21 protein-coding genes are annotated in these 21,362 nt (G+C 43.2%); 6 read left to right on the top strand and 15 right to left on the bottom strand.

Annotated features, from left to right (window positions below):
- Positions 1 to 104: 104 nt before the first annotated feature.
- On the top strand, positions 105 to 1,214 hold the full coding sequence (gene tnpB / locus ACPW7N_RS18985; RefSeq protein ID WP_425652672.1) for an IS200/IS605 family element RNA-guided endonuclease TnpB: 1,110 nt from the start codon (positions 105 to 107) through the stop codon (positions 1,212 to 1,214).
- Between the two features lie 90 nt (positions 1,215 to 1,304).
- On the opposite strand, the gene ACPW7N_RS18980 is transcribed toward tnpB, so the two are convergent.
- The 5 genes from ACPW7N_RS18980 to ACPW7N_RS18960 all read right to left on the bottom strand — a co-directional run bounded on the left by ACPW7N_RS18980 (position 1,305) and on the right by ACPW7N_RS18960 (position 6,053).
- The gene (locus tag ACPW7N_RS18980) at positions 1,305 to 2,777 is read right to left on the bottom strand and encodes an aldehyde dehydrogenase family protein (RefSeq protein ID WP_425652670.1); all 1,473 of its coding nucleotides are present in this window, start codon (positions 2,775 to 2,777) and stop codon (positions 1,305 to 1,307) included.
- Between the two features lie 17 nt (positions 2,778 to 2,794).
- The gene (locus tag ACPW7N_RS18975; protein ID WP_425652669.1) at positions 2,795 to 4,159 is read right to left on the bottom strand and encodes an aminotransferase class III-fold pyridoxal phosphate-dependent enzyme; all 1,365 of its coding nucleotides are present in this window, start codon (positions 4,157 to 4,159) and stop codon (positions 2,795 to 2,797) included.
- Between the two features lie 230 nt (positions 4,160 to 4,389).
- A complete protein-coding gene (locus ACPW7N_RS18970; protein ID WP_425652668.1) occupies positions 4,390 to 4,797 on the bottom strand; it encodes a universal stress protein in 408 nt (135 codons plus the stop codon).
- Between the two features lie 72 nt (positions 4,798 to 4,869).
- Entirely contained in the window at positions 4,870 to 5,226 is a 357-nt protein-coding gene (locus ACPW7N_RS18965; RefSeq protein ID WP_425652667.1) for a nuclear transport factor 2 family protein, read from the bottom strand.
- Positions 5,227 to 5,240: 14 nt separating this feature from the next.
- On the bottom strand, positions 5,241 to 6,053 hold the full coding sequence (locus ACPW7N_RS18960) for an SPL family radical SAM protein (protein ID WP_425652666.1): 813 nt from the start codon (positions 6,051 to 6,053) through the stop codon (positions 5,241 to 5,243).
- A gap of 70 nt (positions 6,054 to 6,123) precedes the next feature.
- Here ACPW7N_RS18960 and ACPW7N_RS18955 point away from each other — a divergent pair, with 70 nt between their 5' ends.
- Positions 6,124 to 6,546, top strand: coding sequence for an ester cyclase (locus tag ACPW7N_RS18955; RefSeq protein WP_425652665.1), 423 nt, complete (start codon positions 6,124 to 6,126; stop codon positions 6,544 to 6,546).
- Here the strand turns inward: ACPW7N_RS18955 and ACPW7N_RS18950 are convergent, their stop codons facing one another.
- Complete coding sequence (locus tag ACPW7N_RS18950; RefSeq protein WP_425652664.1) at positions 6,547 to 7,524, bottom strand: quinone oxidoreductase family protein; 978 nt, start codon at positions 7,522 to 7,524, stop codon at positions 6,547 to 6,549.
- A 20-nt stretch (positions 7,525 to 7,544) separates the two neighbouring features.
- Positions 7,545 to 7,955, bottom strand: a complete 411-nt coding sequence (locus ACPW7N_RS18945; RefSeq protein WP_425652663.1) for a hypothetical protein — start codon at positions 7,953 to 7,955, stop codon at positions 7,545 to 7,547.
- Positions 7,956 to 8,017: 62 nt separating this feature from the next.
- On the opposite strand from ACPW7N_RS18945, the gene ACPW7N_RS18940 reads away from it, so the two are divergent.
- Positions 8,018 to 8,335 carry a hypothetical protein gene (locus ACPW7N_RS18940; RefSeq protein ID WP_425652662.1) on the top strand — a complete coding sequence of 106 codons (318 nt, stop codon included), beginning with the start codon at positions 8,018 to 8,020 and terminating at the stop codon, positions 8,333 to 8,335.
- Here ACPW7N_RS18940 and ACPW7N_RS18935 read toward each other — a convergent pair.
- From ACPW7N_RS18935 to ACPW7N_RS18925, 3 genes are all read right to left on the bottom strand, one after another.
- Positions 8,307 to 8,957, bottom strand: coding sequence for an HAD family hydrolase (locus ACPW7N_RS18935; RefSeq protein ID WP_425652661.1), 651 nt, complete (start codon positions 8,955 to 8,957; stop codon positions 8,307 to 8,309). The two genes, ACPW7N_RS18940 and ACPW7N_RS18935, sit on opposite strands and share 29 nt — an antisense overlap.
- 91 nt (positions 8,958 to 9,048) lie before the next feature.
- Positions 9,049 to 10,998, bottom strand: a complete 1,950-nt coding sequence (locus tag ACPW7N_RS18930; RefSeq protein ID WP_425652660.1) for an endonuclease MutS2 — start codon at positions 10,996 to 10,998, stop codon at positions 9,049 to 9,051.
- Positions 10,999 to 11,444: 446 nt separating this feature from the next.
- Complete coding sequence (locus tag ACPW7N_RS18925) at positions 11,445 to 12,365, bottom strand: RluA family pseudouridine synthase (RefSeq protein WP_425652659.1); 921 nt, start codon at positions 12,363 to 12,365, stop codon at positions 11,445 to 11,447.
- Positions 12,366 to 12,601: 236 nt separating this feature from the next.
- Between ACPW7N_RS18925 and ACPW7N_RS18920 the strand changes: the two genes are divergently transcribed.
- Positions 12,602 to 15,037 carry a hypothetical protein gene (locus tag ACPW7N_RS18920; RefSeq protein ID WP_425652658.1) on the top strand — a complete coding sequence of 812 codons (2,436 nt, stop codon included), beginning with the start codon at positions 12,602 to 12,604 and terminating at the stop codon, positions 15,035 to 15,037.
- A 92-nt stretch (positions 15,038 to 15,129) separates the two neighbouring features.
- On the opposite strand, the gene ACPW7N_RS18915 is transcribed toward ACPW7N_RS18920, so the two are convergent.
- Positions 15,130 to 15,471, bottom strand: a complete 342-nt coding sequence (locus ACPW7N_RS18915) for a hypothetical protein (RefSeq protein WP_425652657.1) — start codon at positions 15,469 to 15,471, stop codon at positions 15,130 to 15,132.
- Positions 15,472 to 15,831: 360 nt separating this feature from the next.
- Between ACPW7N_RS18915 and ACPW7N_RS18910 the strand changes: the two genes are divergently transcribed.
- Together ACPW7N_RS18910 and ACPW7N_RS18905 are read left to right on the top strand one after the other, a co-directional pair.
- Positions 15,832 to 16,803, top strand: coding sequence for a C40 family peptidase (locus ACPW7N_RS18910; protein ID WP_425652656.1), 972 nt, complete (start codon positions 15,832 to 15,834; stop codon positions 16,801 to 16,803).
- On the top strand, positions 16,800 to 17,099 hold the full coding sequence (locus ACPW7N_RS18905; protein WP_425652655.1) for a hypothetical protein: 300 nt from the start codon (positions 16,800 to 16,802) through the stop codon (positions 17,097 to 17,099). Before ACPW7N_RS18910 ends, ACPW7N_RS18905 begins: the two co-directional genes overlap by 4 nt.
- On the opposite strand, the gene ACPW7N_RS18900 is transcribed toward ACPW7N_RS18905, so the two are convergent.
- From ACPW7N_RS18900 to ACPW7N_RS18885, 4 genes are all read right to left on the bottom strand, one after another.
- Entirely contained in the window at positions 17,068 to 17,766 is a 699-nt protein-coding gene (locus tag ACPW7N_RS18900; RefSeq protein WP_425652654.1) for a 3'-5' exonuclease, read from the bottom strand. The genes ACPW7N_RS18905 and ACPW7N_RS18900 overlap by 32 nt on opposite strands.
- Positions 17,767 to 17,868: 102 nt before the next feature.
- Positions 17,869 to 18,495, bottom strand: coding sequence for a SafA/ExsA family spore coat assembly protein (safA, locus tag ACPW7N_RS18895; protein ID WP_425652653.1), 627 nt, complete (start codon positions 18,493 to 18,495; stop codon positions 17,869 to 17,871).
- 75 nt (positions 18,496 to 18,570) lie between these two features.
- Complete coding sequence (locus ACPW7N_RS18890; protein WP_425652652.1) at positions 18,571 to 18,978, bottom strand: DUF2203 domain-containing protein; 408 nt, start codon at positions 18,976 to 18,978, stop codon at positions 18,571 to 18,573.
- Between the two features lie 93 nt (positions 18,979 to 19,071).
- Positions 19,072 to 21,270 (bottom strand): sensor domain-containing protein, encoded by a 2,199-nt coding sequence (locus ACPW7N_RS18885; RefSeq protein ID WP_425652651.1) that lies wholly within the window; start codon positions 21,268 to 21,270, stop codon positions 19,072 to 19,074.
- Positions 21,271 to 21,362 lie beyond the last annotated feature (92 nt).

Here is a 21,362-nt window from a genome sequence, read left to right as displayed (position 1 = left end):
CTCCCTCTTCTATAAGAGGGTGATGAATCGGTGATTTTTGTGCACACAACCGAACGTATGTGCTATACTGTAGGAAACATCTACCAAAGGAGGTGGACGTTCCAATGTTGCACCACAAAGCCTTTCGCTTTCGCATCTATCCTACCAATGATCAGCAATTACTCATTCACAAAACATTGGGATGCTCTCGCTTTGTCTTTAACCACTTCCTTGCCAAATGGAACGTTACCTACAAAGAAACAAACAAAGGGTTGTCTTACAACACTTGTGCAACACAGCTTCCTGATATGAAGAAAACCTTTGCTTGGCTTAAGGAAGTTGACAGCATTGCCTTGCAAACCGCTGTTCGCCATCTGGCGGATGCGTTTGATCGCTTCTTTCAGAAACAAAGCGAAGCTCCTTGTTTTAAGAGTCGCAAGAATCCTGTGCAAAGCTATACCACCAAGTACACCAATGGCAACATTGCTATCGAAGGTAACTTTCTAAAACTCCCCAAGTTGGGATGGGTTCGCTTTGCCAAGTCAAAAGATGTAGAAGGACGTATCCTTTCGGCCACTATCCGCAAAAACCCGAGTGGCAAATACTTTGTTTCCATCCTCTGCGAAACGGAGATCCAACCGTTACCGAAAATGGATACCGCCATTGGGATTGACTTAGGGATCAAATCGTTTGCCGTTTGCTCCAATGGCGAAGTTGTTGCCAATCCGAAGCATCTACGTAAATTTGAGAGACAACTTGCCTTTTGGCAACGCAGGCTCTCTCGACGCACAAAAGGAGGTTCCAATTGGCACAAGGCCCAGGAAAAAGTGGCTTGTATTCATGAGAAGATTGCCAATTGTCGACAGGACTTCTTGCACAAGCTCTCAACGAAGTGGATTCGTGAAAACCAAACGATCTGCTTGGAAGATTTGCAAGTAGCCAACTTGTTGAAAAATCACAAGCTGGCTAAGTCTATCGCTGAAGTGAGTTGGGCAACGCTTCGTACGATGTTGGAATACAAGGCTACCTGGTATCGACGAGATCTAGTGGTCGTGGCGAAGAACTTTCCAAGTAGTCAGCTTTGTCATGTGTGTAGCAGTCGCAATCCAGATGTGAAAAATCTCAATCTACGAAAATGGATTTGTACGAAATGCGGAACTCGCCATGACCGTGACCAGAATGCCAGCATCAATATCAAGCAAGAAGGACTTCGTTTGTTGGCACACGCCAACTAAGCTGCGGGAACCGCAGAAACGCTTGCTAAGAAAGGGAAGAATACTTCTCTGTTCGCAAGAATCCCTCACCTCTAAAGGTGGTGGGAGTGTTCAATTTTGGAACCATCCGCTTGGTTGTACCCGTAAGTTGATATTGATCTGTTTGACCTCGGTGTACGCTTCATACCCATACGTGCCTAGCTCACGCCCGATTCCACTCTGTTTGTACCCACCCCACGGCGCCTCATTAAACGTTGGGTGATAGGTGTTGATCCACGTAATACCTGCACGAAGTTTGCGAATCACCCGCTGTGCTTTTGCTCCGTCATTGGTAAAGACAGCACCCGCCAAGCCGTATTTCGTGCCATTTGCCAGTCGAATCGCCTCGTCTTCGGTACGGAATTTCTGTATGACCAGTACAGGACCAAAGATTTCTTCCTGAACGATTCGCAAATCGGATCGGTGGGCCTCCAATATGGTCGGTTCTACGAAATACCCTTTTTCGAGACCTTCACTCACCATTCGATGTCCGCCGCACAACAGTCGGGCTCCCTCATTGATCCCAAGCTGAATGTAGGAAAGCACCCGCTCCATATGGCTGGCAGAAATCAGCGGTCCCATCTCCGTATTTGGGTCAAGCCCATTCCCCACGGTTATTTTCATGGCACGTTCCACTAAGCGCTCGACAAATTGGTCGTATATGCTTTCTTGCAAAATAAGACGGGATCCAGCCGAGCAGACCTCCCCTTGGTTGGCAAAAATGGCAAACAGCGCATAGTCAACAGCCGTTTCGAAGTCTGCGTCTGCAAACACGATATTAGGCGACTTGCCCCCAAGCTCCAGTGATAATTTCTTCACGGTGTCAGCGGCATTTTTCATGATGGTGATTCCGGTCTCCGTACCACCTGTGAAAGCAACCTTATCGACGAAAGGATTTTTGGAAATTTCATCACCGACCACACTTCCTGGCCCTGTTACCAAATTAGCGACTCCTGGCGGGAGGCCCGCTTTCTCCAGACATTCGAACAACATGATTGTGGAAAGTGGTGTCAAATCTGCTGGCTTTAATACTAACGTATTGCCTGCTGCAAGTGCCGGGGCAATTTTTTGTGCGTTCATCACAAGTGGATAATTCCAACACGTTATCGCACCCACCACACCGATGGGCTCCCGGACGACAAATGCCTGTATATCATCAGGTACATCGTACGTTTGCCCCTGCGGCTTGGTACATAACCCAGCGTAATAGCGGAATTGGTTGATAGCATCTGCTACATCATAGGTAGATTCCCGCAAGGGTTTGCCGTTGTTCAACGTATCGATGCGTGCAAACTCCTCTGCCCGCAGCTCGATCAGATCAGCCACCTTCCATAATAGTTCCGCTCTCTCCCGGGCATGGGAATCAGCCCAGCCTGACTCGTCAAATGCTTCTCTTGCGGCAAGAATGGCTCGTTGCGTGTCATCTCTGTTCCCTTTGGTGACATTGGCAATGACTTCTCCCGTAGCCGGATTCGTCACAGTGAATGTTTCTTGTGAACACGAATCAACCCACTCACCATTGATATACATTTGCTTATGGGCCATCAGTTCATCCTCCGCTCTCAGCTTATTACTTTGCACTCTTTGGCTAACTGTGCGATTCCCTCTTCGATGCAGGCGAGAACATAATCGATTTGTTCGTACGAGATGATGGCAGGTGGTTCGATACGGATGACTGTGGCGTTATTAATCGTGCCGCCAACAAGGATTTTCTTGCCAAATAGTTGTTTGGCTAGTGTATAGCCGAGACTGTTATTGGCAAACTCCATCCCAATCAGCAAGCCTTTGCCACGAACGTCAACGAGAATGTGCGGATACCTTTGTTGAATTTCTTTCAGATTTGATATGATATAGTCTCCTTTTTCCTTCGCCATCTGAGGGATATTCTCTTCCAGAATGGTATGAATCCCAGCGATCGCTCCCGCACAGCACAGCGGGTTGCCGCCAAATGTGGATGAGCCCAGCAAAAACGGGTTTTCTTCCATCTTGCCCCACCATTTGCGTTTCGCTACCATGGCTGCAATCGGCATGACACCTCCACCAAAGGCTTTGCCAAGCGTCATAATATCTGGAACGACATTCCAGTGATCGACGCCGAACAGTGTTCCTGTACGCCCCATACCCGTCTGCACTTCATCGACGATCAGCAAGCATTCGTATTTATCACAGATTTCACGAAGACGAGGCAAATAGTCATCGGGAGGAATATTCACGCCGCCTTCCCCCTGGATTGGCTCTACGATAACCCCGGCAACCGTTTCTCCCGTACTAATCAACATCCGAATGGCTTGCTCAACCGCATCGGCATCACCATACGGAACGTGCTGGAAGCCCGGAACCAATGGATGATACGGTTCCCGGAACAACGCTTTTCCTGAGGCGGAGAGCGAAAACATCGTTTTTCCGTGAAAGCCTCTTTCCGTCGAAATGAAGTACTTTTTCCCCGTTGCCAAACGAGCCAGCTTTAACGCCATTTCATTTGCTTCGGTCCCGCAGTTGACGAGATAGGAATGCTGCAAATCACCTGGAGTAATATAGGCGACCAATTTGGATAAGTATCCTCTTAGCGGATCAACCATTTCCTGACTGTGCAACGCATAACGTCTCATCTGGGATTCCACAGCCTTCACTACTTTGGGATGACGGTGCCCTAAAAGATACACCCCATATCCTCCCAGACAGTCAATGTATTCGTCTCCCATCGTGTCCCGAAAAACTGCACCTTCGTCTTCCCACTCCACAACCGAGAAATCTGTTGAGACTGACTTGCGATGAGACAATATGGCTTTAGTCACGTAATTACTAAAGTTATCAATGGAGTCACTGACGATTTTCTTTTTCTGTTCGATTGTTAGGCTTTCACCCTGAATAAACCCGAGAACCTCACCCGCCAATTGCAACGCTTCTTCTCTCGATTTGCGTTCCATTTCTATCACCCTTTCCAGAATTTGAATTCACTAATTATTTAAGCAATTTCAATGCCAAAAGATATTTATGTACTCTCTCCCCATGAACGAATGATTTCAGCATGCAGTTCGGACACATTCCTTCTCATCAAATGGAATTAAGCAGGCTTATTCTTGAGAAAACATTCTCAAAAAATAGAAAAGCACCAGCCTTTTCGACCAGTGCTTACGTATGTACATTCTATACTTTATTAACTTGCAATATATACTGCCACAGGAGAAAGATCAATAATTTTGATACTTACGCTACCCAGCAGTTTGCCACGGTGGCCAATCATAATTGTGTCGTACCCCTGCTCTTTGGCCTCTTCAATGATCGTCAGTGCGGGTGAGCCAACCTTTACAATCGGTTCTGCTTCCAGTCCGTTTGCACTCAACTGCTCACAGACTTCATCCACGTCTTTCTCAGCTTTGTGAATACATTCGGCGTGCCACTCCCCATACGTGGGAACTTGATCAAGAAGTTTTTTGTCTGCTTCTGGCACTACTGAGATTACCCCGATTTCCATATCCCCGATTCTTTTTCCTAATTCAATTAATTGCTCTACTGCCCTTTTGGAATTATCAGAACCATCATATGCAAACAGCACTTTCTTCATTCAATATTCCCCCTGTGAGAAATCACGCTCTCTGTTAACTATAGCAAATTCAGGAAAATTGTACTACTATTCTTACTCTTCCTTCAAAAACCAGACACGAGTAATCACATTACCTTCTACCTCATACATGGCAAGAGCCTGAAACGGTTCCCGATTGACCCGTCCTGTCAAATGCTCCAGATCCAGCACAAACTTCCCGAACACCGTCCGATTTACTATTTTGCAGTGCATTTCTGGATTGGAGTTGAAAATTTCCGAGTATACTTCTCGTAATTCAGCGTGTCCTGTCATGATGAGCTTTCCGCTCGGATGCTCCAAAATCTGCACATCCTCCGCATAGGTACGCAAGAAAGCCTCTATATCTCTGGCGTTATATGCATCCAGTTGATCTTGAACAACCGCTTCAGGTGACAGTTTATTTTCATTCATTTGTCTAAGCTCCTTTACCCTGGTAAAAATCCGCATTGGCTAATAAACAACTGATCATCTGTGAAATGTTTCGAGAATTGTTCGTGTACATGGTTAATCGCTTCTGGTGCATACCATTTCTGCAAATCTCTCTCTTCGTATTTCTTCAACAAACCTAAGCGAGCAGAACGCTTCCCACCTGAGCCATCGCCAACGAAATTGTCCAAAACAACTCTTGACGTACAAGCAGACAGTTTTTCAACAAACTGATCACTCGATGGCAAAATCGGCGATACAGCAGCCTGGACATCATATCCCGCTTGAAAAAAAGTTCGTAGCGCACGCATTCTGGCAGCGATTGGCGGAGCTTGCGGGGTGAATACTTTACGCATCTCTTCCCAATCGGTCTCAATGGTAATGCTGATTCGTAGTCTGTCTTTTAATCGTTCTAGCAAATCCATGTCTCGCAGAACGAGCGGTGAACGGGTCTGGAGAAATAGATAGTCAGGATGCTCTTCGGTCATGACCTGAATCAGGCTTCTCGTAATCTGTTCCTTGTATTCGACTGGCTGATAAGGATCAGTTGCCGAGCTCATAAAGATCGTAACTGGGCCTTTTTTCTTTGCCGTACGCAATTCTTTACGAAATTTTTCAGCAGCCTGTTCCTTGACATCTACCCACGTTCCCCATTCTATTCCCCGGAATTTCGCAACTGGCATTTCTCTCACATAGCAATAACTGCATGCAAACTGGCAGCCAACATACGGATTCAGTGTATGAGAGTATCCTTGGAGAAAGCCGCTAGCAGGTGTTAGTAGTTTGGAGGGAGTTCTTCTATCTATTAACATGTCTTCACTCTCCCCTGGATATGATTTCCTATGTTAAAATAAAATACAGATTGTGGAAGGAGTTGATAGAATGTCTTACCGTTACAAAGTAATCGTCCAAAAATGGTTTTCTGGCGTTTTTACCGCTGGAAATCATCAGGCAGTTGACGAAGTATGTGATGTTGACATGATCGTTTACTCCCAGGGTCACGACGAAGGCTTTAAAGGCAGCGGCAAGTTCAAGTCATGGCTCGACTGGTATTGCACCTCATTTGTAGACCGAGAGTGGTTTGTCCACGATATCATCGAACAGGGCGACAAAGTAGTTGCCCGCTATTCTGGATATTCTACCTACAAAGGTGGGCTCTTGGATATTCCTGGTGAGGACCAACGAATCAAAGAAACAGGGATTCTTATCTTACGAATAGAGGATGACAAAATCAAAGAATTATGGTGCGAGATGAGTGATCTGCAAGTCATCCAGCAACTGGGTCACTTAACGGGATATAAGTAACTATCGTACATCGAGCAGTACTTTTCCGGTACTTTGTCTACTTTCTACCCAGTCGTGTGCTTTCGCCGCGTCTTGTAAAGAAAACCGCTTCCCAATCCGGATTTGCAAGCTTCCATCACTTAAAAAGCGAAATACTTGTTCAGCCGTTGCCCCTATCAAATGCGGCCGCATTTTGCGAGTAGTTCCAAAGCTGAATCCAAGAACAGAGCGGCAGCTAGCATGCAAATCTACTGTTTTGAACGATCCAACTTCGCCGCTCGAATTGCCAAAATGAACAAGCCGACCATAGGGAGCCAGACATTCAAGGCTGTTTTCAGTTACTCTGCCTGAGATGGAGTCCAGAATCACGTTGGCCCCTTGACCATTTGTTACTTCTATTACTTTATCAGAAAAGATTCCATTTTCATAACAGATGACATGGTCGGCACCTGCTTCTAATGCTATGGCTGCTTTATTCTGATTGCTTACAGTGCCAATTACTGTCCCTGCACCGAGCCGTTTGGCTAATTGTATCGCTGTCGTCCCGATTCCGCCTGCAGCGGCGTGAATCAACACAGTCTCTCCTGCTTCTATTCTCGCCACATTCGCTAACAAATTATAAGAAGTAAAGGAAACAACCGGACATGCTGCAGCGATCTCATAATCTAATTCATCAGGTATGACGAAGGTTAGCTTTTCATCTGCTACAATATATTCGGCATAAGACCCGTTCGCAGGGAAGGCAATCACACGTTGACCAGCCTTCAAATGCTGTACCCGAGAGCCTACCTGCTCAATGACACCTGCGGCATCGAGACCTGGGATAAAAGGCAGTGTGCCAGCTCCCTTTTTCCCGTAGCGAGATTTGATATCGGCAAAGTTGACACTCGTTTTTTGTACCCGGATCAACACTTGTGTCGACTCGATGGTTGGCATCTCAACGTCAGAATAGATCATATTTTCAGTCCCGCCAAACGCAGTGACCAGAATTGCTTTCAATTGGATTTCCTCCCCAGCATTTACTTGTCTTCGTATTCAAAATTGCATACTCTTGCAGAAATGAATGGATCTTTGGGATACTCAACCTCTACATCGATCGTATAAGTTGCAAAAGGCTTTTCATAAGAAATGAGCATCGGTTCTGATATAGCCTGAACACGATAGCCTTTTGTGAACAGATAAATGCCATGTGTTATTAAGGCCGACTTCTGGTTTCCCTCTTGTTTTAAAGGGAGCACGACACCATTCATTTCTATTGGATGTAGACTTGCCTCGGATAAGGATGAGTAATATCGATTGATTTGGGTTCTTGCCTGTCTTCCTTCTCGACCAGGGTCTTCAAATTCCGGTTTTTGATAACAACCTGTCAGGGTTACCAGCACCAGCAATAATAGGAGAACCATGTATCCTAAAACGCTTACTTGTTTCATGCTTTGCCCCCTCTCCACAACCACATTTTACCATAGGATTCTGAAGTTAAACGGAGGTCATTATGTTACGCTATTTCTTTTTGAATGGGGACAGCCCATACAAGTTACTAATCAAAGCCTTGATCTTCTCACTGCTCTTTACCCTTTTGGTTCTCTTTCTTTTACCGATGGCATCAGGCATGATTCTCACATACTTTTATACGCCCGACATCGTCAACTCCTATGAAAATGTACAGTATTTGCAAAATGAGGTCTCTTTTGGTGTAATCAATCGTCCTGACAAAAGCGGTGTCGGTATTTTCAGTTTATTGTTGCTTGGACTTGGTTTGTACGGATTGCTTTTGTTGCTTGTCAGGAAATTTGTGAAAGAAAAACAATAAACTCTTGGACTTTGGTGAATATCATATCCGGCTCAGCCTCGAAATGAGTGCTTTGATAAGTCGATAACCACTGGACTCCGACTGTTCGTACACCTGCTGATTTGCCTGCCTGGATATCAGCATTGCTATCACCGACAAAAATGGCATCTTCTTTGGGAACCTCCAGCATGGATAACGCTGTCCTGATGCCTTCCGGGTCTGGCTTTGGCTTTTGTACATCATCTCCAGTAATAACAACGTCAAAATAATGCGCCATGCCAAGAGAATTTACTGAGATATCGTAAGCGTTTCTACTTTTCCCTGTGATGACTCCCATACGGATGCCTTTTGAATGTAATAAATCTAGCAATTCTAGGATTTCTTTAGCCGTTATTTTATTTTCAAGATGCCCCTGCTCATAGATTCGGTAATAATCTTGAATGGCTGCTGAAACATTTGCTTGATTTGAAAAGTTTTTGGCAATAATTCCATCTTCCGTTGGGCCAAACATGGCAATGATTTCTTCCTGGGAAACTTCCCGTTGCTCATACTTTTGAAATACGTACTGAAAGGCAGTAAAAGACAATGGCAATGTATCAGCTAATGTTCCATCAAAATCAAATAATACAGCTTTAATACCCATGTATTTCACACCTGCTCTCCTCCACAAAATGTAACTCCCATTAATTTTACAGCCAAAACATGGAAAATGTATCTAAATATTTCTCTCACGTTTATTCTTCTGTCCGATCGATTGTAAGGCCCTCCACATGCCTTTTTTTCATGATCCGTTCCTTTTTCCTTGTCTCTTTCGAATCGAAGACAATGGCCATATCATAGTTATCTGGATACAGTTTTTTACTCTTAATCTGGAGGGCAAGCCGTTTCTTGTTGATTTTTAACTTCTTTTGTCCCACCATGACACCCAATTCACCTTTATGATTCTCCAACTCGCAGATGATGCCATACGTCTTAATACTGCTGATGTAAACACGATCGCCAATGGAATACTCCGCTTCACTCACTGGCTCCCTTGGTTTTTGTGACTGTTTTTTGCTTAATTCTTCCTCCTTCTCCCGCTTTTCTTGTTGAGTAGGCCTGTTGTCATAATCCTTTACTGGTGCTTCGAAACTTGATTTATCATACACTTTTGTTTCCTTATAAGTAATTTCATGTGCTCTTTCGATTAATGCCCGAGCCATACCTAAACGGAGCGCAATGGGAAACGCCTGACTTTTTCCCGCTTTTCCGATACGAAGGCGGTAGAGTGGTCGCAGCGTCTCCAGGTCAAATTCCATAGAACCGTTCTCGAAAGCCGCCTCCTTTTCAGCGAACTCCTTGATTTCGCTGTAATGAGTGGTGGCAAGTATGGTAGCCCCTCTGCGATTCAGTTCCTCCAGAATGGAGATTGCTAAACCCATCCCCTCCATTGGATCTGTGCCAGTTCCAAGCTCATCTACAATGACGAGTGTTTGAGGCCTTGCACGCTCAAGAATGCTAATGATATTACGGATATGCGCTGAGAACGTACTGAGAGATTGATCAATACTCTGACCATCTCCTATATCGACCAGAATGTCCTGGAAAACAGGAAATTCACTATCCTCTTGAACGGGGACGTGCAATCCCGCCTGAACCATGATCGCCAAGAGTCCTACTGTTTTGATTGCTACCGTCTTGCCTCCCGTATTCGGACCCGTGATGACTAAAGCTGTATAACTTTTACCAATGGTAACATCAAGCGGTACTGCTGATTCTCCGATTAGGGGATGCTTCGCCCCCTTGATGCGGATGGTATTATGTCTGTTCAGCGTAACTGCTCTCCCTTGGAAGGATCTGCTTAACTTCGCCTTTGCAAACAGAAAATCGTAGTGAGCCATTGTCTCGATATTGATTGATATCTCTTGTTTGTATTCCTCTACCATGCTCGTCAAGTAGATAAGAATTTTCTCTTCCTCAACCTCTTCTTCTGCTTTGAACAGATGTAGCTCATTTTGCAGCTTTTTCACTTCGACAGGTTCAATAAATACCGTTTGGCCGCTTGCTGAACTGTCCAGTATGTTCCCTTCTATGTGTCTTCTGTGCTCTTTCTTGATGGGAATGACATACCTGCCATCGCGCATGCTGACAACACCATCCTGAATGTAATCACGGTATGCCGAAGACTTCAAGATACTGTCCAGTTTCATTTTGATTCGATCTTCTATCATACGAATTTTCTTGCGTGCCTTGGATAGTTCTTTGCTTGCTTGATCATCTACTTTTCCAAAGCGGATGCACCGCAAGATTTCTTTGGACAAATCGTCCAGGTCATAAATAGAACATGCATAGCTGCTCACTTGTGGGGCCAATGTTTTTTTATCATTCATATATTTCTTCAGCTTTTTCCCTGTTTCCAATAAACCCTGTACGACCATCAGTTGATCTGGGTGAAGACTTGCTCCCTTCCCTAATTTCTCCATCACCTGCTCGATATCGTGAAGACCATGAAGAGGAACACTTCCTCCTTTATCCACGATTGCTCTGGCTTCGGTGGTTTCATGCAATGCATTTTCAATGACTACCAAATCAGTGTAGGGTTGGAGCTTGCGCACTTTTTCTTTCCCTTGTTCTGAGATGGCAAAATTCATCAGCTTTTCTTTTACCAAGTCAAATTCGAGTGTACTGATTGCGTTTTGATTCAATGTTGAGCCCTCCTTGAAATCGATTAATGAAAACACAAAAAGGGCTGCAAACGAACACTCGCTCGTTTGCAGCCCAAGAAATATCGGTATGCAGGTGTATCAAAATAAAGGTATAAAGCCAGTGCAAAAAGCGTGGATTCATAGCCTGTATTTGATATCCGTCCCGAAATTGATCGATGCGTAAAACAGTGTCCTTAACTATCGTGGCTCTCAAAAAGATTCCTTGAAGAATCTCCAAAAGTGAACATACGAAACAAGCATGCAAAGATGTGCTTTTTTGCATGGATTCACTTTCTTCTTAAAGCCCTTATGAAATTCGATTAGTTAAGAACAACCACCGACATCAACACAACTCCCTTGTTTTCATTAAAAAACATTGTATAACATTATTTTCCTTTCAGCAACCAGTGTACCCATAAGGATGAATCTCACCGATTGGTGTTATATCAGCGTGTGTTCTTTTCTTGGAAAGGATGAAGAAACTTATCAGGAATTTTTGTTTCAAATCGTAGCTTTTGCTTGGTGGTAGGATGCGTGAATGCGAGCACCCTGGCATGGAGCCCGAGACGTCCAATTGGATTTTTCTTCGCACCGTACTTTTTATCACCTACAACCGGATGTCCAATATCTTTCATATGCACACGAATTTGATTCTTTCTGCCTGTCTCCAGGTTCACTTCCATCAGAGAATACTCACGATTCGATTGCAGCAACTTGTAATGGGTGATTGCTTTTTGACCGTCATTTGGCTTTTGACTGGAATACATCATGAACGTTTTGCTTTCTTTCAGCCAAGAAGTAATTGTCCCCTCAGTACGTTTCACAGTCCCTTCAACCAAAGCGACATACGTCCGTTCCTCAACTGCTTCGTTCCAGGAATTTTGCAGTGCTTGCTGTGATTTTTCATTTTTGGCAAACATCATGACCCCAGAGGTATCCCGGTCAAGACGGTGAACAATAAAGATTCGATTCTTGGGATTTTCCCGGCGGACATGCTCCATCAGTTGTCGGTACGCTGTCAGTTCTTTTTCGTCGGGCGATGCAATCGATAATAGCCCTGCGTCTTTTACAACAACGATGATGTCCTCATCCTCATGCAAAATTTTCAGCCCAAACAGCTTCACTTCTTCCACTGGCTTTCCCCATTGAATCGTTACTTGCTCATCTGGCCGTAACAGGTAATTATATTTGGTAACCACCTGATTGTTTACGGATACCTGACCACGGGCAAGGATGGATTTGACCGCATTACGTCCTCGGTTTGACAACTTGTCCAGTAAAAATGCCATCAACTCCACTGGCTCTTTTACTATCAGTTTGGTCACTTTTTCTTGTTGTGAATTTGACGATTTATCATGTTTTCGCATTATGTGCTCCCTTTGCCATACTTTGAAATAGGATTGATGAGTTCTATATGAATCATACCTCTTCTTCGGACTTTCTGCATTCTTGTTCGTATTGGACGGCCATAATCAGGAAACTACTATCATAACGTATCTTTGCTGACTTCTCCATCTCTCAAGAAGATCGATGGATGAATTCTAAGAAGCAGTGAGAATACATTAGAAACATAAAATGATAGTGGGAGGTATTTTTAAAAAAAATGAGTAGTGTACCATATGTGATTCATATTGGAGGCAGTCTCTATTTAGATAGCAATGGAAATATTATTCAAGGACCACCCCCAAATAGACCAGCTTATAATGCTCCGTTTGAACTCCCAGTCGATCCTAAAAAGGTAAGTGATGCACTAAAAGAGGTTAAGGACGTACTCAAAGATATTAATAAGAATAAGAATAAATATCATGAGGATACTGTCAAGATTTTCAACAATTTGTCTGTTCCTCTTGACCTCCTAGATGTTCTCAATGTTATTGGAAAAATTGCTGGTTATGTATCAGTGGCCGGATCTGTACTTTCCGTTGCGGTTGACCTTGCCAAAATTTTCGGTTTTCTTAAAGAGGGTCCATCAGCATTAGAGTTACTGGTTCAAAAGAGGTTTGATGAGCTTCAAGAAGCTGCTTATTCAAACCAAGAAACGACGAGAGAAATCCTTTGGCAGGGATTTTTCGATTCTAGAGACTTCGCTAATACTGTCAAAGAATACGTTGAACAACTGAACCATACAAAACCTAGCATAACACAGTTGGAAAATGATCGGATCATACTACACAATTCACACTCAGTTCATAGAAGCAATATCAGCTTATTATTAAATCCAAGAACCTGGTTCTCCATGTTCAACCAAAACGAGCATACTTTCGTTTGGGGTAATCTTCCTGGTATTTTGTATACAATGCCTGGTGGTCCCAGTAGCGCTCCGCTACAGGTGACGATGCCGAAACAAAATGAGAATTATTTTGATCATAGAATCATGGTTCCGATGGTTTCAAAGGTTATAGGCGATTACTTATACGGTATCCGAGGCATCTCACCTGAATACCGTACAACGAGTGAGTTCCAAAATAATTTAAAAAGTTTGGCTAAACAAGTCTCAGTTCTTGCACAGTCAATGCGTCAGTTTGTGCTGGCACGTACAATCTATTCACCATATCATTTTTCAAGTATTGTATTATCCGAAGATGAGGTAACATATGATTCCTATGATTGGTTACATGGTATATTTAAGGTCAGAGTGTCCCCTTACTGTAGGCTTTGGCCTGTAGGTGCACTGGATCTTCGGTATCATAATAACGATTTTTTCGGTAACTTCCACGTTACTTTGGGTAGACATATTCCATCAGAAGAAACAATTCTTTCTGGTTATAAATCCACAGAAGGCTTGATGAACGGACAGTGGATTCCGCCAGCCATTCTGGAAGAACTTCCCCCTACTCCTGGTATTATTTCTAGTTCTAGACTTTTTATCATCAAAAATCCAGAGGAGTGCGCCGAGGCGGCTAATGCACAATCCAAAAGTGACTATGCTAAACTGCTCGCGGTAAGCGGATATTTCGAACTTCTTCATCTAGAAACTCTTTTACGACATGAGTCAACAGAGCCTGATCAGAGTCAGACAGTACATTGTAAAAAACCAGGCCTATGGCGTAATCCCCTTCAATCAAGCAACGTCACCGTTGAGAGTGCACATATCATAGGTACTGGTATTATCAAGTCAAGTGCCGTCCGAGAGCCTCAGGAATTCTTTGCAACAGCTTCGATAAGAACGCAATCCATCAAACGAGCAAGACCCGTACAATACAAAATCAAGTTGCGTACTTTGAATTCGCTTGAGCCGGAGTACACGCAGTTCCAATGGGCACAATATGTACCTGACCCAGACGAGCCCGACTTCAAGAAACTTGAATTGATTCAAACTTATGCTGATCTTGACGAAATCACTTTAATATCAGAATGGACATCAAGTCCTCGTGACAAATCCATTCGCTTACAAGGTACCGCTGAACTGACAGCAAAGACATTCGATTGGTGGATTCCTGTGAAGACAAAATCAATATCACCACTTTTACCCATACAAGATTTTGAGATTAGCAAAAAACTGTTAATACCCTCAACTATCTTACCTATTGAAATCGATGTTATACCGACTCACGTGATCGGGAAGCCAGGCGATCAAGATTGGGAAGGCGAAAAACGTGATTTGAAGAACCAAAAGGTCAAAATCGACTACACTTTGGAATGGACTAAAGATCGGCTTACTGTGAGTATTAATAACAACCCGGAGTACCGCAATTTTGTGGTCTTTGTAGTGATCGAAGAGCTATTGATTGGTTCTGGGCAAGTGTTACATACAGCGGTTCCAATCCCAATCAATGGATTGCTTACGTATGTTCCCCAAAAGTTTTTTGATGAAGAATTTAAAGCCTTAGCAAAAACTATCCAAATTATTTTTAAAAATAGCAGAAGGTATTACGTGGAAAAACGAATCCCGAGTCCTCCTGAACCCATAGAAAAATGGCTACGTCTTGATGATCTTTCTGTTAATATCGACAGCATCAATCGATTTGTACAGCTCGCGGAAAAGCACGAACCTGAACTCCTTAAAGAAATAATGTCATCAATTGAGGAAAATCACTAGTATTTGTATTTTTGTAAAGCGTTTGGCGGGGAAGTGTTGAGGTCTTTCACTTTTTACAGAAAAAAGAGCACCCATGCGTGCTCTTTTTTTCCCTACAGCTTTTGCACTTGTACATAGGGAACTTTTTTAATTTCATACGTATTGGAAAGTAAATCTTCCGTGATGATATTTAGCTTGAGCAAACTGGTTACCTTGGATGTGTCCACCTTGGAGAGCAATCTCCAGATACTAGGGTCCGGCAATGCATTGTATAGTTTGCTGTCATCGAATTCCCTTTTCTCCTGAAAGGATACCTTTAATTGGTACTCTCCTACGTCTAGTTTTGTCGGTTCAGGATGTTCGTCCAGGATCTGCTGGCGCAAGTTGTCCAATTCTTCGTCCATCTGTTTCTTCAAGGCTTTCAATTCATAATAACGTGCCAATTTTGTTTCCATACACATACCCACTCACCTCGAAGTATGTGTATGTATCCTAACACTGGTCTAGAACCTAACCTTGGTTATTATGAGTACCCTTGTTTCCGTTCTGTTTATTGGAACGCTCTGTCACTTCTGCAGCTTTCCCTTTTGAACTCTCCTGATGAATATTGATATTTTTGTTCTTGGACATGTTGGTCACTGCCTTTCTCCATATGGTTCCATAGTAGTATATCCAGTTTCTTTTATTACAACTCTTAGGCAAAAAGTGTCGGACTATCTGCTTATTTGTGGATTTTTGATAGATTCTAGTCTAGTAATCAGGTAAAATTTACTTGTACTATTTATCATCTATCAATCGAGCCGTGGTGAAACTATATGAACAATACAAACTATCGAATGATTTGTTGCAGTCTGTTACTCACGCTATTATTACCAACATCTACATATGCAGCTTCCCAACCTGCAACAACTACATATACTGTTGCACAAGGCGACAGTTTATATAAAATCGCCAAAACCTACCAGACTTCTGTACAAGAGTTGATTGCCATCAACCATTTGGCAACGGACAAATTGCAAATCGGTCAAGTGCTTCAACTTCCTGCTAATTCGGGTGCGAATCCAACTGCCTCGCAGCAGATACCCAATCAACCGGTAAAACAGCCAGTAACAGCCTCTTCTGTAGAACAACAAGTAAGAACCTCTTCTGTAGGACAACCTTCTGATTTGCCTGCCCTCGATCAAGCTTCTCAAGCAAAGCAGGCAAGTGTTTCTGTCCCCTCATTGAATGTCCGAGCAACTCCATCTACGAGTAGTGAAATCGTAGGAAAATTGTCTTGGGGCACATTAATTGATATTGTTGAAATCGGCGCTGAATGGAGCAAAATTACATATAACGGAAAAGAAGCATACGTAGCTACTCCTTACATCACCTACCCCGCTGTCCAATTCACAGCAACGGATGCTGACTTATCTACACTTCAATCCATTGTACAGCCATTGCTCAACACCCGTTATGTCTCCGGTGGCTCTACTCCAGACGGCTTTGATTGCAGCGGCTTTACTTTGTATGTATTTCAACAATTAGGAATTGCACTTCCTCGCACATCTGAAGAACAATTTACGATTGGTCAGGAGGTTTCTCTTGATCAATTGCTGCCAGGTGACCTCTTGTTCTATGATTCGTTGAACAAAGGCAAAATTTCTCATGTCGCTATGTATATGGGAGATGGCATGATTGTACATGCCAACGGGTCTGAAGTGCGTTATGAAAAAGTAGCAAATATGCACAAACTATATCCGTACTATGGTGCCAAACGCTACCTGGCAAAAGGAGAACAACAGTGAGTCAAAAAGAACTGGAACAAAGAATCATAGAACAGTACCAGCGAGACGAGGGAATGATGATTCTTGTATTCGCTCAATGGTGTGTGAATCATGGCCTCGATCCTCAGGAATTATACCACCGAGCATACCCTGCCCAACCAGAGAATGTACACTTGAAACAAGTACTCGAGCTTACCGTATCAAAAGAGGAATCCGGTGACATCCCCGACGAGACACTCCTTGGCGTCCTCTCTTTATTTGGTAACGAAGACCTCGCCTTCGTGGTTACTGAGGAGATTGCGAAACGTGATGCGTAGCACGCCATCTCGACTCGCAGCGACGACAGTAGCCTTTGCGCAAGCGGAATTGCCTGTATGACTTTTCTTTTTTGCAGCCTCGACAAATTCTCACTAACGAACAACTCTCCCCCACAAACGATGGGGGTTGATTTGTTTCTAACGGAACTTGATCAGAGTACAAGAGAAACAACTTGGCAGTGTTGATTGCATCAACAATCGCACTGTGCAACCTGCCTTCCACCTCAATATTCGCAATATCCAATGCCTTCGATAGTCCCATCTGATTGTTTGGACCAAGTAATTTGGAAATCCCTGTTTGAATATTGTTTGTATTTTTCAACCAATCATAGGGCATGCCGAATCGAATACAATGTTCCAGAAGAATCCGCTTGTCATCAGGTCCCCACGCACAGAAATAATAGTCGTCACCCATCCATTCAAGTAACGCTTGGATTGATTGTTGAAACGAAATGGCATTCTCTACTTCCTCTACGCTCATCCCGATAAAAGAACGTGTCCGTTTATCGAATCTGCCCCGAATTTGTGGAAAAACATAGCATTGGAAAGAATCCACGATTTGACGGAGGTCTGGATCAATTTTCACTGCTCCGATTTCGACTACTTCTGGAATTTGCCCTTTTTGATAGGTATAGGTTGTTTCTAGATCGTATATGATGATTTGCAACGGTATCATCCTTTCCACATATCAGCATACCAGAGTAGTAGGTCAGTTAAAAGCGCCTCCGCATCAAGACGGAAGCGCTCCAAAAATAGCCTACAGTAAATCCTACTTGGTTATAAACATCTGAGTCCAATAATACCGATAACTTCCTCCAGAAGCATATCCGACACCAATTTGGGTAAAGGTGGGATTGAGGATATTTTGGCGGTGTCCTGCGCTATTCATCCATCCTTGCATCACTTGTGAGGCAGTCGTTTGTCCTGCAGCAATATTCTCCCCGGCCGCTCGATAGGTAATTCCAAAATGTCTCAGCATATCGAATGGAGATCCATACGTAGGAGAAGTATGGGAAAAATAATTTTTATCCCTCATATCGGCTGATTTGTACCTGGCAACTCGTGAAACCTCCCAGTTTATCACAAGAGGACGGAGTCCATTTTTTTGACGTTCCGCATTTACCAACCGTACGACTTCTGCTTCAATTGATTTGACAGCAGTGATCAACGGCACCTTGACTCTGTCATTCGGATAAATGAGTCGTGGATTGGGAAATTGAGGATTGGCAGCAATGATTTCATCCAGTCCGACCTGATATTTCACGGCAATTTTCCACAAGCTGTCGCCTGGTTGCACGATATATGTATCGTACGTCGTTTGAGCCGTAACAGTACTTGATCCTATACTCCCTGCAACAAGTACGACTAACAAAAGCCAAATCAATCGATACTTCATAGCTCTTTCTCGCTCCCTTTTTTCATGAACTCGGTTACTGTACTAGGATGAGCGAGAGTAAGTGTTCCTATGTAATTATTCCCTAATCTTTTTCCGCCCAGCAAATCCTTCTTCAAGCGAGTGGTAGTGAGTCACCATTGATTCTCCCTGTCTCCAGCAAAGCAGGACTTCCTCTCCCTGGAATGTAGAGGGAAAATCAATTAATCCCAAATCAACATCCTTCACATGTACACCTGTGGAAAGAATAGACTTCACATGCATGTCATATTCAATTTGCATGAACTCCAATCTGCACTCCAGTTCGAACTTTTTTGCTTCTACGTCCGTTGTTTCCTTTTCCTGTTTGGAGCGCACACGTACTTGCTGCAATTCCTGATATGTTTTGTAAAACTCTTTTTGAATGCCTTGTAGTGACTCCAATTCAGCCTGTAAAAACGGTAAAAGTTGATTCGCCTCTTCTACCGTAAAATATTTTTTGTTCATGGCCCCAACTCTCCCTGTTTTCAATAAGTCATAGTAAAAAAAGAACCTCTTCCAAATCCACGAGGTTCTTTTTCTGTATTATCTCAATTTTGGCTAATTTTGTATACTCTTAGACTGCTTTTTCAGTTGTTTTTCTAACAGGTCTCTGAAATCATCCACGGTTAATGGCATGCTAATATAGTACCCTTGAATTTGGTCACATTGCTGATCACACAGAAAATCAAATACTTCCTGCGTTTCCACACCTTCTGCAATTACTTGGAGATTCAGGTTATGAGCAAGATTAATGATGGCCTTGACAATAGCTACATCATCCGGGTCTGCCATCACATCTCTTACAAAAGACTGATCGATTTTGAGCGTGTTTATGGGAAAACGCTTCAAATAACTCAGTGAAGAATAGCCTGTCCCGAAATCGTCGATGGAAATGGTAATACCAAGTTCACGCACCTTGGCTAGTGTTTCAATACATTCTTCTGTATTGTCCATGATACTGTTTTCGGTAATTTCAAGCTCAACATAATTTGGGTCAATCCCGGTTGACTGGATCACCCGTCTCACTGTCTCAATAAAGTTCACACGTTGAAATTGAAGTGCAGATACGTTCACACTGATACGCATCGGCTCATATCCTTCGTCAATCCACTTTTTGTTTTGCAAGCAAGCGGTATGCAGAACCCATTCACCCAGTGTGACAATAAAACCTGTTTCTTCAGCAATCGGGATAAAGGTTGCAGGAGATACGTACCCAAGAGTAGCATGGTTCCAGCGAAGGAGAGCTTCCATGCCGACCATTTCCCCTGTTCGAATATCAACTTTCGGTTGGTATACCAAATACAATTCATTATTCTTGATTGCTTTACGAAGCTCAACCTCTAACATAAGGTGCTCGTTATATTTGGCATTCATCTCTGGTGTGTATAGTTTAAAGGTATTCCTGCCATGGTTTTTGGCATAATACATGGCAGTATCCGCATTTTTCATCAGCTCTTCACCGTTCGTACCATTTTCAGGATACAAGCTGATACCGACGCTCGCTGTAATAAAAAACTCTTGCTCATCCAGATAAAGAGCTCCCGTAAACAAAGCAAGTATTTTTTTTGCCAAACACGATATTTCGACTTCATCCTTGACATCGGGCACGAGAATGATAAATTCATCTCCCCCTACTCGATACAAGGAACAATTCTGATTAACCAGGACTTCATTTTGCAACCGATGGGTCACAGCAGTCAGAAGCTTATCACCTACAGAATGCCCTAATGAATCATTAATTTGTTTGAACCGATCCAGATCAAGGAACATGACGGCAACTTTCTCATGATTGGCCTCGGCATGTTCAATCGCTTGCGACAAATTTTCGATGAATTTTCGTCGATTCATCAGGTTGGTTAACGGATCATGATAGGCCATATGAAAAATAAGCGACTCAGCCTTAATTAGGTCCGTTATATCGCTAACTGATCCAACAACTTCAACAACAACTCCGTTCACCTCGATCGGAGACAGCGTTGTATGATAGGAACCGCCTTTGTACTGAAAGGTAAACGTAACACTCTCCCCAGAGAATGCCTGTTTGTATGACTTATTCAGATTTTGAGCTGTTTCTGAATCAAACACTTCGTTTGGCGTTTTACCAACCGTATTTTCAGAGTAAAGCTCTAATTCACGTGCTAGTCCACCCTTGAAAAGAGTATATTTATAAGAGCCATCTTCACAACATTTCAATTTATAGACAAAATTATGAATGGCATCGATTGTGCTCTCAAACTCGTAGCGCAACGATTCCCGGTATTTTTCTTCTACAATTTTTCCTTTGGTAATGTCCGTTCTGAGTGATATGTATTGATACGGCTTCCCATGTTTATCTAACAAAGGGATGATGGTCGTCTTGACCCAGTAATACGATCCATCCTTTGCTTTATTCTTAAGTTCGTCACTCCATATTTTTCCATCACTAATCGTAGCCCACATGTTTTTAAAGAAAGATCGATCATGATAGCCGGAGTTAAGCATTCGATGATTTTCCCCGATCAATTCTTCTTTTGTGTACTTGGATATTTCACAAAACTTGTCATTCGCATACAGAATGACTCCCGATAAGTCAGTGATGGCAACAATAGTTGATTGATCAAGGACACGCTTGAATTCTGATAGCTCAACCAGCGATTCGTGCAACTCTGTTTCTATCGTCTGCAACAGTGTTTCTAGCTCTGAATCACCATTCCAAGTCTCCCGCAATTTTGCTAGTGACGAGACAAGCTTTGTGTAAGTATAATTCGGGTTAATCATGTACATCGCTCCGTCCGTGCCTTCTGTATTCTTCTCTTGTTCCTGGACATGAGAAACTTTGACCCGATAATCCTCCTTCTATGCTTTACCCC

This window comes from Brevibacillus nigriterrae (genome assembly GCF_049846925.1).
GTDB lineage: Bacteria > Bacillota > Bacilli > Brevibacillales > Brevibacillaceae > Brevibacillus_H.
This window is presented reverse-complemented; position numbering and strand designations above follow the sequence as displayed.

Bases quoted from the DNA above. Each gene is read 5' to 3' on its own strand.
- tnpB (WP_425652672.1), top strand. From the start codon at position 105: ATGTTGCACCACAAAGCCTTTCGCTTTCGCATCTATCCTACCAATGAT.
- ACPW7N_RS18980 (WP_425652670.1), bottom strand. From the start codon at position 2,777: ATGGCCCATAAGCAAATGTATATCAATGGTGAGTGGGTTGATTCGTGT.
- ACPW7N_RS18975 (WP_425652669.1), bottom strand. From the start codon at position 4,159: ATGGAACGCAAATCGAGAGAAGAAGCGTTGCAATTGGCGGGTGAGGTT.
- ACPW7N_RS18970 (WP_425652668.1), bottom strand. From the start codon at position 4,797: ATGAAGAAAGTGCTGTTTGCATATGATGGTTCTGATAATTCCAAAAGG.
- ACPW7N_RS18965 (WP_425652667.1), bottom strand. From the start codon at position 5,226: ATGAATGAAAATAAACTGTCACCTGAAGCGGTTGTTCAAGATCAACTG.
- ACPW7N_RS18960 (WP_425652666.1), bottom strand. From the start codon at position 6,053: ATGTTAATAGATAGAAGAACTCCCTCCAAACTACTAACACCTGCTAGC.
- ACPW7N_RS18955 (WP_425652665.1), top strand. From the start codon at position 6,124: ATGTCTTACCGTTACAAAGTAATCGTCCAAAAATGGTTTTCTGGCGTT.
- ACPW7N_RS18945 (WP_425652663.1), bottom strand. From the start codon at position 7,955: ATGAAACAAGTAAGCGTTTTAGGATACATGGTTCTCCTATTATTGCTG.
- ACPW7N_RS18940 (WP_425652662.1), top strand. From the start codon at position 8,018: ATGTTACGCTATTTCTTTTTGAATGGGGACAGCCCATACAAGTTACTA.
- ACPW7N_RS18935 (WP_425652661.1), bottom strand. From the start codon at position 8,957: ATGGGTATTAAAGCTGTATTATTTGATTTTGATGGAACATTAGCTGAT.
- ACPW7N_RS18925 (WP_425652659.1), bottom strand. From the start codon at position 12,365: ATGCGAAAACATGATAAATCGTCAAATTCACAACAAGAAAAAGTGACC.
- ACPW7N_RS18920 (WP_425652658.1), top strand. From the start codon at position 12,602: ATGAGTAGTGTACCATATGTGATTCATATTGGAGGCAGTCTCTATTTA.
- ACPW7N_RS18915 (WP_425652657.1), bottom strand. From the start codon at position 15,471: ATGGAAACAAAATTGGCACGTTATTATGAATTGAAAGCCTTGAAGAAA.
- ACPW7N_RS18910 (WP_425652656.1), top strand. From the start codon at position 15,832: ATGAACAATACAAACTATCGAATGATTTGTTGCAGTCTGTTACTCACG.
- safA (WP_425652653.1), bottom strand. From the start codon at position 18,495: ATGAAGTATCGATTGATTTGGCTTTTGTTAGTCGTACTTGTTGCAGGG.
- ACPW7N_RS18890 (WP_425652652.1), bottom strand. From the start codon at position 18,978: ATGAACAAAAAATATTTTACGGTAGAAGAGGCGAATCAACTTTTACCG.
- ACPW7N_RS18885 (WP_425652651.1), bottom strand. From the start codon at position 21,270: ATGATTAACCCGAATTATACTTACACAAAGCTTGTCTCGTCACTAGCA.